Below are 12,382 nucleotides of genomic sequence, written 5' to 3' on the forward strand. Positions count from 1 at the left end.
CCCGATCGACCGACGCGCGATCTTCGTCCACATCGAAATCGGGGAAAAACACCGCCGCCGAGGCGCGGGCTCTGTTCTCGTCGCCGCGGCAGCCGCCCGAGGACCGCGGTACCAGTGGACGATCCTGCCGATCGACCGTGACCCCACTTCGATCGCCTTCTGGGCCAGACCCGGGCCAGCGGCACCACACCCGTGCACGCATCAGCTGGAAGCGAAGGTGGTGCCCGCCGACGCACGATGGGCCAAGTGGTGGTGATCGCGCCGGCCTCGAGTCAACGGATGCGCAGATGGCTTGATGCCTGCGACAATTGCTTCAAGATCAGGGCATCGTCAGAGTTCTGGCGCACGATGAAGAGCAGGTAGAAGAGTATGGCTCAGGGCAGTGTGAAGTGGTTCAACAGCGAAAAGGGTTTCGGCTTCATCGAGCAGGACGGTGGCGGGCCGGACGTGTTCGTGCACTACTCGGAAATCCAGGGGAACGGTTTCAAGTCCCTGGATGAGGGGCAGCGCGTGGAGTTCGAGATCGGCCAGGGGCAGAAGGGTCCGCAGGCCCAGGGCGTCACCGCTATCTGATGCTTCGGTCCGACGGCCCTCGCCTGAGTTGGGCGCGGCCGTCGGGACCGTCGGGGTCCCTGAGCAGACGGAGTGCGGCGCCCCGTCAGCGCAGTGTTCCCAGGAATCAGGTCTTGGTACCGCGCCGAAGTTCTGTTCAGCGGGGCTTCTAGCTGCTGTTCGGCTGGGTCGGAGGTTTCGTGACGCTTCTGAGGAACGCTGTGTCCGAGACGGCAGGCCAGCTCATCAGGGTTAGCTACGGGCGGCGGGCTACCGTGCTCTTGATGAGGCCCATCGGCGAAGATGGCCAGTAGTTGCTATCGCTTGACGCGGGCACGGATTGCCAGGGCAGCGAGTGCAATCAGCAGGGGGCCGAGCGCACGGCCAGCCATCACCGTCCAGCTGTCGGCGGGGGTCAGTTTCTGGTCTGTGTCGCGGAAGACCACCGAGCTGTGAGGGATGCGGCTCGCCTTGTCCATGCGTTGTGCAGTCCACCGTTTGGCTTGCGGTGGCAGGACGGCGGAATGGCCCTATGTTGAGTCGCCGCCCTAACCGGGCGATGGGGTCAGCGCAGCGGTGGACGCGTAACCAGTAGCCAACGGTCTGCGACGTATGGTGAAAGCGGGATCGGGTGAGGGGCGGCAACTTGGGCAGCTACACCGCAGGCGCACTGTCGTCGGCAGCGATCAATACCCTTCTGTCGGATTTGAGTCGCGCACGCGCGCAAGGGCAAGTGCTCTGGACGTCCCTGAAGCCCACGACGATGCAGGGGGTGCTCCAGGTTCACACTGAGGTTGAGGAATGCTCCGACGGGACTTTGCGGGTGTACTTCGTGACCGCTCGTCCTGACCGATTTCATGTTCAGTACCTGGTCAACGAGGTTCCTGTTCGGCGTCTTGACATAAACGATGATCACCGCGGGCTTCCGCCCAATACGACCCATAAGCACACATACATCCCTCAGACTGGGTCTGAGAGCACCTATGTACCGGATGACATCCCGCCGGTACCGTTGGGGCCAACGGTCGCCGAGGGCACCTACCGGCAGGTGTTCGAGGCGTTCGCTTCAGAGTGCTTCATCGAGCTACCCGAGGGATACTGGACGGAGCCGAGGAGGTGAGAACCGTGGACGGATCAAAGATCAAGGCAAGCCTGTTGTCGCAGGTCAACGACGTGATCGATGTACGTGAATATGGGCACGGGCATCTCCTGACGCTTCCGCTCGCCTTCTACGACAATGATCTGATCACTCTGTTCGTTGAGCCGTACGAGGGCGGTGTCCGCGTGTCGGATCAGGGGACGACTGCTATGCGTCTCCATATGGCCGACCTGGATCTTGACGCCCCTCGTGTAGCCGAAGCATGGACTCGTTCAGTGGCGAATCTGGGATCACAGTCAATGGCTACTGATGAGGGCGTGGTTGGCGGCTGGGGCGAGGGCTCGCAAGTGGGCCGACTCGTCCTCAACGTTGCCGAGGCCGTGCTCCGAGTCGATCAGTTACGCTGGCTCGCCAGCGACCGACGCCCAGTTCGTTTTAGAGATCGAGTCGTGCGCACCATCAGTGCAATCGCAAGCACTCCGGAGCAAGTGACACCCAACGCTCCTCTGCCGCAGTCCTCGGGCCGCACTAGGCAGGTCACAGCCGCTGTCGGTCCTGACGTGGATAACCGCGTTTACGTGCAGGCGATGGGAGCAAGCAACCGCGATCAAGCTGCCGAGCACTGTTACTACGTGTTCAAGCACACGCAAGTGCCGCGTGAACGCGTGCTCGCGGTCGCGGCCGGCCGACGTGACTCGTGGTCCAGTAGCGTCCTCCAGGAGTTGAGCGAGGTAACGGACGTTGCCTTCTATGACGAGCAAGGTGACGTTCAGTCCAAACTCAGTAGTCGATTGGCACGCCTCGGAGGAAAGCTCCCTCGCTTCTAAGGTTCGGAACCACGTGCGTATGGCGGGTACATGGAGGGCGGCACGTGTAAACATTCAGGTCAGAGCTTTGCAGTCATCTCCCTGCTTGTCGCAGGGGCCACGTCGTCTCCGATTGGGCTCGGTTGCCGACGTAGAGCCCGACACGCGTCGGTACAGGCTGGCACTCGGTCTATGGCGAAGACTGGCGTTGACCTGCACAAACTGGCAGAATTTGGTACTGAACGCCACTAGGCAACATGGCTGAGCTCTTTTAATCCGAGGGAATCTGCAACTCACCGGCGTTGATGGGTTCGTATCGCTGCGGGGGCCACGGGTAGACCACCCGGTCGGGTTACATAGCTGGAGCAGACGATGTGACCCCATTTGGCGGGGGCGGGACGGCGTGCTCCAGATTTGCTCCAGCTACTGAACAGTAACTGAAGTTCGGCGTGTCAATTCTCAACGTGAGGTGGAACGAAAAAACCGCCCTACCCCGGCTTATGTGCCAGGTGGGCGGTGTTTCGTCACTGTGGAGCTAAGGGGACTCGAACCCCTGACCCCCTCACTGCCAGTGAGGTGCGCTACCAGCTGCGCCATAGCCCCGGAGCGGCTTTGTTCTCCGCATCTCGTGTGTCCATACATTACACCGCCCGCTGGAGCCGTTCACGCGGGGGTCATCCCGTGCTTCCTCGAACCATAGAACCTGCTTTGACCTGCATGTTTGTACTTATTGATCGTTACCTTGGCAGGGTGAAGGCCGAGTTCGAATCGAACGGGGCCGACCTGGTCATACCTCGGGAGGGCGGTCGCGGCGTACCGCCTCCCCCGGACGGGTGGCGTGCCGCGCGCGAGTCTCTGGGCGCTCCGATACTCGGGTAATGCCTCTCGTCGGTCTCACCGTCGTCGAACCCCGCCTCGCCTGGCCGCTCGCCGCCCTGCGCGGGGGTTTCGCCATCCTGTTCGGCATCCTCGCGTTGATCTGGCCGGGAGCCACGGTCCTCGCCCTCGCGATCATCTACGGCATCTACGCGATCATCGACGGCATCGGCGGTCTCATGCAGGCCTTCCGGCCGGGGGACGCCGCTCATCGCGCCGCCTACGGGGTCCTCGGTGCCCTCGGGATCATCGCCGGTGTCCTGGTCCTGATCTGGCCGGGGATCACGGTGCTCGTGCTGGCGCTGCTGGTCGGCTTCTGGGCGATCTTCACCGGCATCGTCGAGATCGTCGCGGCGATCCGGTTGCGCAAGCAGATCGAGGGTGAGGCGTTCCTCATCGCGGCGGGTGCGCTTTCGCTGATCGCGGGCGTCGTGATCGTGGTCAACCCGATCGCCGGCGCCTACGGGATCGCGCTCCTGGTCGGGATCTATGCCCTGCTGTACGGCGTGATATTGCTCGTCTTGGCCTTCCGCCTGCGAAAACTCACCCGAGCCTGAACGCCTGTCGCGCGTGGATCCGTGCCCCGGCGCGGCGCAGGTTCGACAGGCTCGGCGACCCTTCCGCCGCGGTCGCGACGGCGAAGCGGCGGCCTTCGCGGGCGGCTGCGGTCAGGTTGTGGCGGAGCAACCGCGCCTGTGCTCCTTTGCCGCGATGAGCCCGTGGGGTGGCGGACCCACCGAGGACGACACCGGATCCGTGCGCGCTCAGGGCCGCGGCGGAAATCGGTACACCGTCCTCGATGAGCAGCGACCGCCGGAGCCGCGGATCGGCGTGCTCGGCGGCGATGAACGAGGTCACGGCGTCGCCGCTTTCGTACCCTTCGAGCAGGATGCCGAGGAAGACGTCGATGTCCGGCGCGTCTTCGACGTCCGCGTCCTCGGTCGCGAGTCCGGTGAGCGGAAGGGTCGCGATCGGACGGACACCGGCGGGTACGAGACCGGTGCCGTGGGGCAGCCCCGGCGGCAGCACCAGCGTCGGCGGGTCGCCGTCCCAGCACGACGCCCCGGCGAGCCGGACGGCCCGGGGCAGGTTGTCCTCGGTGATCCCGGAGATCGTGCGCAGGAACCGCAACTCCGGCGCCGTGGCCATGACCATCAGCAGCCCGTCCTCGCGCCAGGCGGCGAAGCGGCCGGCGAGCCCCGCGGACGTGGCCGCCTCACAGGCGATCACGGCACGGGCATGGACGACTTCTTCGGCTTCGATCAGCATGGTTCGAACGTAATAGGCTGATCAGGTGAGCCAGCCGATCCTCTTGACCGTCGACGACGATCCCGCCGTGTCCCGTTCGGTCGCCCGCGACCTGCGCAGGAGGTACGGGAAGGACTATCGGATCATCCGGGCCGATTCCGGCGCCGACGCCCTCGAAGCGCTGCGCGAAATCAAGCTGCGCGGCGACGCCGTGGCCGCGATCCTCGCCGACTACCGGATGCCGCAGATGGACGGCATCGTCTTCCTCGAAAAGGCGATGGACCTGTTCCCGCACGCCCGCCGCGCGCTGCTGACCGCCTACGCCGACACCGACGCCGCGATCCGGGCGATCAACGTCGTCGACGTCGACCACTACCTCCTCAAGCCGTGGAATCCGCCGGAGGAGAAGCTGTACCCGGTCATCGACGCGCTGGTGGAGACCTGGCGCGCGGTGGGGGAGCGGCCGGTCGACGAGATCAAGCTCATCGGCCATCGGTACTCGTCGCCGTCGTTCCACCTGCGCGACTTCCTGGCGCGCAACGCCGTGCCGTACCGCTGGTACTCCGTGGACGACGACGAGGGCCGCCGGATCCTCGACGCCGCGGACGCGACACCGCAGGACATCCCGGTGCTGGTCACGCCGGACGGCACGGTGCTGCGGCAGCCGTCCGGGCCCGAACTCGCCGACGCCGTCGGCCTGTCCACCCGGCCCGTGCGGGAGTTCTACGACCTGATCGTGATCGGCGGCGGGCCCGCCGGGCTCGGGGCGGCCGTGTACGGCGCGTCGGAGGGGCTGCGCACCGTCATCGTCGAGCGCAAGGCGACCGGCGGGCAGGCGGGCACCAGTTCCCGCATCGAGAACTATCTCGGCTTCCCCGACGGCGTCTCCGGCGCGCAGCTCACCGACCGTGCGCGGCGGCAGGCACTCAAGTTCGGCGCCGAGGTGCTCACCGCCCGCGACGTCGTCGGACTCGAAGCACGCGGTTCGGCGCGCGTGGTCATGTTCGGCGACGGGACCGAGATCGCCGCGCATTCCGTGGTGCTGGCCAGTGGCGTCACCTATCGGGCGCTGGAGGCTCCCGGAGTCGCCGAGCTCGCCGGCCGCGGTGTGTACTACGGCTCCGCCGCCACCGAAGCGCCCGAGTGCAAGGGCGAGCACGTGTACATCGTGGGCGGCGCGAACTCCGCTGGCCAGGCGGCGGTGTTCTTCTCCAAGCACGCCACCGACGTCACCATCCTCGTCCGCGGCCAGTCGCTCGAAGCGTCGATGTCGCACTACCTGATCGAGCAGATCGCCGGGATCGGGAACATCCACGTCCGCACCCGGACCACCGTGGTCGAGGCGCACGGCGACGATCACCTCGAACGGCTGACCCTGTGCGAGAACGGCTCCACCACGGAGACCGTCCCCACCGGTCACCTCTTCATCTTCATCGGCGCCGCGCCGCGCACCGACTGGCTCGGCACGGAGATCCAGCGAGACGACCACGGTTTCGTGCGGACCGGCCCCGATCTGCTCACCGACGGCGGCCCGCCGCCGGGCTGGCCGCTGGACCGCGACCCGCACTACCTGGAGTCGTCCGTCCCCGGCGTGTTCGTGGCGGGCGACGTGCGGGCGGCGTCGGTGAAGCGTGTCGCGTCGGCCGTGGGCGAAGGCGCCATGGCGGTCACCCTCGTCCACCGTTATCTGGAGGAACAGTGAGCGTTCTGCCCAGGGAGGAACTGCGCGGGCTCTTCCTGTTCGAGCATCTCGGTGACGAGCAGCTCGACTGGATCGACGAGCACGCCGTGGTGGAGCAGTACAGCGGCGGCACCACGGTCATGCGCGAAGGGGAGCCCGCCACCTGCTTCTACCTGCTGCTGTCGGGGGCGTTGCGGATGACGCGGCTCGTCGGCGGCACCGAGGTCGAGACGATCCGGTCCGATCAGCGCGGCGCCTACTGCGGTGCGACGCAGTTCTTCGTGCACCAGGAGACCGAACACACCTACGGCGCTTCGGTGCACGCGGTCAGCGATCTCACCTTCCTGACCTTGCCCGCGGCCGAGTTCGCCACCGAGTTCCGCCGCTGGTTCCCGATGGCGACGCATCTGCTGGAGGGCATGTACCTCGGCTGGCGCAACAGCGACACCGTGATCGGTTCGCGGCGGCGGCTGCTGGCGCTCGGCGAACTGTCCGCCGGGTTGACCCACGAACTCAACAACCCGGCCGCGGCGGCGGTCCGGGCGACGGCGTCGCTGCGGGAGCGGGTCGCCGGGATGCGGCACAAACTCGCGATGCTGGCGAAGAAGAACGTCGACCCGGCGCTGCTGGAGCAGTTGCTCGAGATCCAGGAACAGCTGGTCGAGCAGGTCGCCTCGGCGCCGAAGCTGTCCGCGATGCAGCAGGCCGACCGCGAGGACGAGATCGGTGACTGGTTCGACGGCCACGGCATCGACCAGGGCTGGGACCTCGCCGACATCTACGTCCGCGCGGGCCTGACCGTGCCGGATCTGAACCGGTTGCTGGACTCGGTGGGGGAGACCTTCCTCGACGGCGCCGTCCGGTGGCTGGCGTACGCGCTCGAAACCGAGATGCTGATGGGCGAGATCGAGGATTCGACCACCCGCGTCTCGGTGCTGGTCGGCAAGGCCAAGCAGTACTCCCAGATGGATCGCGCGCCACACCAGTGGATCGACGTCCACGAAGGACTCGACTCCACCCTCGTCATGCTCGCCGGCAAGATCGGGCCGGGAATCCGGATCGTCAAGGACTACGACCACGCGGTGCCGAGGATCCCGGCGTACGCGGGCGAGCTGAACCAGGTGTGGACGAACGTCATCGACAACGCGCTCGGCGCCATAGGGTCCGAGGGCACGCTGACCCTCCGGACGTCCCGGGTGAACGATCACGTGCACGTCGAGATCGGCGACACCGGACCCGGGATCCCGGCGGAGGTGCGGCAGCGGATCTTCGAGCCGTTCTTCACCACGAAACCGGTGGGACAGGGGACCGGGCTCGGCCTGGACATCTCCTGGCGCATCGTCGTCGAACGGCACCTGGGCGACCTCCGGGTCGATTCGGTGCCGGGTGACACGCGGTTCACCGTGCGCCTGCCGGTCTCGGAGCAGTCCGTGATCTGATTTTCCTTCCATCCCAACGGTTCGGCAGAAACTGACGACTTCTTTCGTTCATCGATCGTTCATTTCGAAATGGCTCACCCGCGCGTCAAAAGAGTCGAACGGGCTGAAAGATCGAGCCGGTGAACGAGGGGGTGGGCCGGTGAAACGCCGTCTGTCGATCGGCCTGGCAGTGGTGCTGCTGCTGGCCGTGGTCGCCGTGATCGTCCGGGGCCGCGGCGGTGACGAAAACACCGCACAGGGGCCGGATTCGACCACGGTGCGCGGTGTCATCGGATCGGAGAAGCTGGCCTTCTTCTCCGACCGGCGGGTGGTGGAAGCGTTCGCCCGGCATGGGCTGAAGGTCGAGGTCGACACCGCCGGTTCACGGCAGATCGCGAGCATGGACCTCGGGAAGTACGAGTTCGCCTTCCCGTCTTCGTCGCCGGCCGCGCAGCGGATCCAGCGCGACCACAAGGTGACCGGCGTGCACACGCCGTTCCAGTCACCGATGGCGATCGCGACCTTCGAGCCGATCGTCAACCTGTTGAACGCCAACGGGATGGTGCGCAAGGGCGCCGGGGACTACCAGGTGCTCGACGTCGCGAAGTACCTCGAACTCGCGCAGCGGGGCACGCGCTGGGACCAGCTCCCCGGCAACACCGCCTTCCCGGCCCGCAAGAACGTACTGGTCACGACCACGGATCCGCGCGAATCGAACTCGGCGGCGATGTACCTGTCGATCGTTTCCTTCGTCGCCAACGGCAACAACGTGGTCAGCACGCCGGAGGCCGAGGCGAAGGTGCTGCCCTCGGTGTCGAAGCTGTTCATCGACCAGGGTTACACGCAGAACAGCACCGAAGGCCCGTTCGAGGACTACCTCGCCGCGGGCATGGGCAAGACGCCGATGGCGCTGATCTACGAGTCCCAGTTCGTCGACCGGCTGGTCCGCGCGGACGGCTCGATCCGGCCGGACATGCGCCTGCTCTACACGGCGCCGACGGTGTACTCGAAGCACACGCTGGTCCCGTTGAAACCGAACGGCGACCAGGTGGGCAGGCTGCTGGCGACCGACCCGGAACTGGGAAGGCTCGCCGCCACCTTCGGCTTCCGCACCGGGAACCCGCGGTTGTTCAGCGACGTCGTCGCCGCGGCCAAGGCGCCGGTGCCCGCGGATCTGGTGGACGCCGTCGAGCCGCCGTCGTTCGAGACGCTGGAGCGCCTGCTCGACGCCGTGAAGAAACAGTACTGATGGACGATTTCACGCTCACTCCTCCCGAACCGGTGGAGGCGATCCCGGCCGAGCGGGCCGCGGGCCTGGTCACGCTCGCACCGGAGGTGCACGCCGAGGTCGTGAAGCGCGCGGAGGGTTTCGCCCGGCGCCTCGAAGCGCTCGACGTCCGGTCCCCGGAGTTCACCCGCGTGCTGGACGAGCTGCTCGCGGTCGGCGAGTCCGACATGCGGGCGGCGGCGACCGTGGCGGGCGCCCTGCTGGACCGCTCGACGCGGGCGCTGGCGGAAATCGGGTCACCGCACCAGCAGGCGACGGTGAGCCTGGCCGGGCTCCGGCGGGCCGTGGCGGAGATCGACCCGGCGAAACTGCCGATCACCGGCCGCAAACTGATGGGGCTGATCCCGGTCGCGGGCAGCGCGAAGAAGGCGCTGGAGCGCTACCGCGCGGCCAACGAGCCGGTGAACGCGCTGATACTGGACCTGCGTGCGCGACAGGACGTCCTGCGGCGGGACAACGCCGCGCTCAAGGGTGAGCGCGAGCGGCTGTGGGCGACGCTCGGCAAGCTGTCGGAAGCGGCCGCGTTCGCCGAAGCCGTCGACACCGCGGTCGAGCGCCAGGCCGGGATCTTCGACTTCACCGACCCCGCGCGAGCCAAGTCGCTGCGGGCCGACGCACTGCATCCGATCCGGCAGCGGCACCAGGATCTGCTGACCCAGCTCGCGGTGAGCGCGCAGGGCTATCTGGCGCTGGATCTGGTGCGGCGCAACAACGACGAGCTGATCCGAGGAATCGAGCGGGCGGTGTCGACCACGGTCGCGGCACTCCGGGTCGCGCTGCTGGTGAGCGGCGCGCTCGCCGGGCAGCGCGACGTCCTCGACGAGGTGCGGGCCGTACAGGCCACGACCGAGGGGCTGCTCAGGGCCAACGCCGAAATGCTGGAACTGCGCAGCGCCGAGATCCGGCGCGCGGGCAGTGATCCGGCGGTGGCGGTGGCGACGATCCGCGAGTCGTTCGAGCGGATCCACCGGAGCATCGACGCGATCGACGAGTTCAAGGCGGGGGCCGTCTCGACGATGGCGATGACCGTGGAGGCGCTGTCCGGGGAGATCCGGCGAGCCGAAGACCATCTGCGCCGCTCTCACGAGACGGCGACGGCCGAGGGGGCATCGTGAAACGCTGGACGATCTTGGCGGTCAGCGCGCTTTGCGCGTTGTCGCTGGTTTCCTGCGATTCGAGCGAAGGCGGAACCGGTGGCCTGGGGGAGGCCGAGCCGGATACGTTGAGGGTGCTCGCGGGCAGTGAGCTGGCCGACCTGCAGCCGTTGCTGGAGCAGGAGGCGGCGGCGACCGGGGTCAAGGTGAAGTTCCAGTTCACCGGGACGCTGGAAGGCGTCGAAACCCTGGGCAGCGGGAAGGCGGACGGCCAGTACGACGCCGTCTGGTTCTCGTCGAACCGGTACCCCGCGGCGGTTCCGGAGGCCGCGAAACGGCTGGGTGAACAGGTGAAGATCATGAGTTCACCGGTGGTGCTCGGCCTGTCCGCGTCGGCGGCGCAGCGGCTCGGCTGGGCCGGGCGGCCGGTGGGCTGGGGCGAGATCGCCGAGCAGGCCGGGAAGAAGGCCTTCACCTACGGCATGACCGACCCGTCGGCGTCGAACTCGGGTTTCTCGGCACTCGTCGGGGTGGCTTCGGCGCTCGCGGGAGCGGGCAACGCCGTCGACGCGCGGCAGATCGCGACCGTCACCCCGAAACTGACCGAGTTCTTCAGCGCGCAGGCGATGTCCGCGGGTTCGTCGGGCTGGCTTTCCGAGGCATACCAGCGCCGGGCGAGCGGGCAGGATCCCGGCAAGAAGGTCGACGGGCTGATCAACTACGAGTCCGTCCTGCTGTCGATGAACGCGACCGGGAAGCTCCCCGAACCGCTGACGCTGGTGTACCCCTCCGACGGCGTCGTCACCGCCGATTATCCGCTGACCCTGTTGCAGAGCGCCAATCCCGACGCGCGGGACGCGCATCGCAAGCTGGCCGAACGGCTGCGCACGCCGGACACGCAGCGCAAGATCATGGAGACCACGCAACGCCGCCCCGTCGTGCCCGGTGTTCCACTCGGGCCACAGTTCGCGCGGAAGGACCTCGTCGAGTTGCCGTTCCCGGCGACGCAGGACTCGGTCGACGCGTTGCTGGGTGCCTACTTCGACAAGATCCGGCGTCCGTCGCGGACGCTGTACGTGCTCGACACCTCCGGGTCCATGTCGGGTGACCGGATCGAGTCGCTGCGCACCGCGCTGATCGGGCTGACCGGCGCCGACGGTTCGCTGACCGGCCGGTACCGCCGGTTCCGCAGCCGCGAAGAGGTCACGATGCTGCCGTTCGACACCGTGCCCGGCAGCCCGGCGACCTTCGTCGTCCCGGAAGGCGATCCCCAGCCGACGTTGGACAAGATCAAGCGCTTCGCCGAAGGCCTCGACGCGAACGGCGGCACGGCGATCTACGACAGCCTCCAGCGTGCGCACGACATCACGGGACCTTTGGTCGCGCGCGACCCCGATCGGTTCACCTCGATCGTGCTGATGACCGACGGGCAGAACGCGAACGGTTCCACGTTCGCGGACTTCCAGCTGCGGTTCCCGTCGCTGCCGGAGGCGGTGCGGCAGATCCCGGTGTTCACCGTGATCTTCGGGGAAGGAGACTCAGCCGAACTCGGCGAGGTGGCGAAACGCACCGGCGGCAACGTGTTCGACGCGCGTGGTGACGTCCTGCCCAAGGTGTTCCAGGAAATCCGCGGATACCAGTGATCCGGTACCTCGGCTCCACGAAGAACCTCGCCGGCTGCGTCGGCGGGCTGATCGGGCTCGCGCTGTACCTGACCGGCGTCGTCGGCGCGTTGTGGCCGGTGGTGGTCGCCGGGCTGTACACGGTGTTCGCCCTGCTCGCGCCGCCCGAACGGGTCCGGCTGGTCTCCCCCGCCGCCGAGGCCGAGGCCGATCGGCTGCGCGCGGATCTCGGCTCGCTGGTGAACAAGGTGGCCGCGCGGGCCCAGCGGATGCCGGAGTCCGCTGTGGACGGTGTCCGGCGGATCGCCGGCGTGCTCGAAGATGTGCTTTCGCGACCGGAGCGCTGGGCGGCCAACCCGGACGTCCGGCACGCCGTCACCCGGCTGGCACGGACGGATCTGCCGCTGTCCGTGGAGACCTACCTCAACCTGCCGTGGTGGTTCGCCGCCCGGCGGCGCGCGAGCGGCGAGCCGAGCGCGTCCGAAGAACTCCTGGCACAACTGGAGCTGCTGGAGACCGAAGCGCATCGCATCGCGGAACGGTTCTACGCGGGCGACGTCCACCAGCAGGCCGATCACACGCGATATCTGCGTGAGCGCGGCGAATCCGCCTAGGTGTCCCGATCATCGGCAAGTGAAGAAAAGTCTGCCGGTCGTTCTGCATGGGCGGGCCCGGTTTCCCGTGGTGGACTCGTGAAG

At 67.3% G+C, this 12,382-nt stretch carries 10 protein-coding genes and 1 tRNA gene; 9 read left to right on the forward strand and 2 right to left on the reverse strand.

Translation table 11 applies throughout. From position 1 onward, the window contains the following. The first annotated feature begins 369 nt into the window (after nt 1-369). Together P3102_RS07745 and P3102_RS07750 are read left to right on the forward strand one after the other, a co-directional pair. Entirely contained in the window at nt 370-573 is a 204-nt protein-coding gene (locus P3102_RS07745) for a cold-shock protein (RefSeq protein ID WP_276367717.1), read from the forward strand. A gap of 1,104 nt (nt 574-1,677) precedes the next feature. Continuing rightward, a complete protein-coding gene (locus P3102_RS07750) occupies nt 1,678-2,478 on the forward strand; it encodes a DUF1828 domain-containing protein (RefSeq protein ID WP_276367718.1) in 801 nt (266 codons plus the stop codon). 509 nt (nt 2,479-2,987) lie between these two features. On the opposite strand, the gene P3102_RS07755 is transcribed toward P3102_RS07750, so the two are convergent. Continuing rightward, nucleotides 2,988-3,060 (reverse strand) — tRNA-Ala (locus tag P3102_RS07755). Between the two features lie 275 nt (nt 3,061-3,335). On the opposite strand from P3102_RS07755, the gene P3102_RS07760 reads away from it, so the two are divergent. Next, nucleotides 3,336-3,890: a DUF308 domain-containing protein gene (locus P3102_RS07760; protein ID WP_276367720.1), complete on the forward strand. Its 555-nt coding sequence runs from the start codon at nt 3,336-3,338 to the stop codon at nt 3,888-3,890. Here the strand turns inward: P3102_RS07760 and P3102_RS07765 are convergent. Next, nucleotides 3,877-4,602: a hypothetical protein gene (locus P3102_RS07765; protein ID WP_276367722.1), complete on the reverse strand. Its 726-nt coding sequence runs from the start codon at nt 4,600-4,602 to the stop codon at nt 3,877-3,879. The two genes, P3102_RS07760 and P3102_RS07765, sit on opposite strands and share 14 nt — an antisense overlap. Before the next feature lie 25 nt (nt 4,603-4,627). Here P3102_RS07765 and P3102_RS07770 point away from each other — a divergent pair, with 25 nt between their 5' ends. From P3102_RS07770 to P3102_RS07795, 6 genes are all read left to right on the forward strand, one after another. Continuing rightward, complete coding sequence (locus tag P3102_RS07770) at nt 4,628-6,283, forward strand: FAD-dependent oxidoreductase (protein ID WP_276367724.1); 1,656 nt, start codon at nt 4,628-4,630, stop codon at nt 6,281-6,283. After that, nucleotides 6,280-7,701: an ATP-binding protein gene (locus tag P3102_RS07775; RefSeq protein WP_276367725.1), complete on the forward strand. Its 1,422-nt coding sequence runs from the start codon at nt 6,280-6,282 to the stop codon at nt 7,699-7,701. Before P3102_RS07770 ends, P3102_RS07775 begins: the two co-directional genes overlap by 4 nt. 139 nt (nt 7,702-7,840) lie before the next feature. Then, nucleotides 7,841-8,929: a hypothetical protein gene (locus P3102_RS07780; RefSeq protein ID WP_276367727.1), complete on the forward strand. Its 1,089-nt coding sequence runs from the start codon at nt 7,841-7,843 to the stop codon at nt 8,927-8,929. Further along, nucleotides 8,929-10,083, forward strand: a complete 1,155-nt coding sequence (locus tag P3102_RS07785) for a toxic anion resistance protein (protein ID WP_276367728.1) — start codon at nt 8,929-8,931, stop codon at nt 10,081-10,083. The genes P3102_RS07780 and P3102_RS07785 overlap by 1 nt, the downstream gene beginning before the upstream one ends. Then, nucleotides 10,080-11,705 (forward strand): VWA domain-containing protein, encoded by a 1,626-nt coding sequence (locus P3102_RS07790; protein ID WP_276367730.1) that lies wholly within the window; start codon nt 10,080-10,082, stop codon nt 11,703-11,705. Before P3102_RS07785 ends, P3102_RS07790 begins: the two co-directional genes overlap by 4 nt. Then, nucleotides 11,702-12,298, forward strand: coding sequence for a hypothetical protein (locus P3102_RS07795; RefSeq protein ID WP_276367731.1), 597 nt, complete (start codon nt 11,702-11,704; stop codon nt 12,296-12,298). The genes P3102_RS07790 and P3102_RS07795 overlap by 4 nt, the downstream gene beginning before the upstream one ends. The last annotated feature ends 84 nt before the right edge of the window (nt 12,299-12,382 follow it).

This window comes from Amycolatopsis sp. QT-25 (assembly GCF_029369745.1).
Taxonomy (GTDB): Bacteria; Actinomycetota; Actinomycetes; order Mycobacteriales; family Pseudonocardiaceae; genus Amycolatopsis.

What these genes read in the sequence shown, in the direction of transcription:
- P3102_RS07765 (WP_276367722.1), bottom strand. Translation starts at nt 4,602, where the DNA reads ATGCTGATCGAAGCCGAAGAAGTCGTCCATGCCCGTGCCGTGATCGCC.
- P3102_RS07760 (WP_276367720.1), top strand. Translation starts at nt 3,336, where the DNA reads ATGCCTCTCGTCGGTCTCACCGTCGTCGAACCCCGCCTCGCCTGGCCG.
- P3102_RS07785 (WP_276367728.1), top strand. Translation starts at nt 8,929, where the DNA reads ATGGACGATTTCACGCTCACTCCTCCCGAACCGGTGGAGGCGATCCCG.
- P3102_RS07745 (WP_276367717.1), top strand. Translation starts at nt 370, where the DNA reads ATGGCTCAGGGCAGTGTGAAGTGGTTCAACAGCGAAAAGGGTTTCGGC.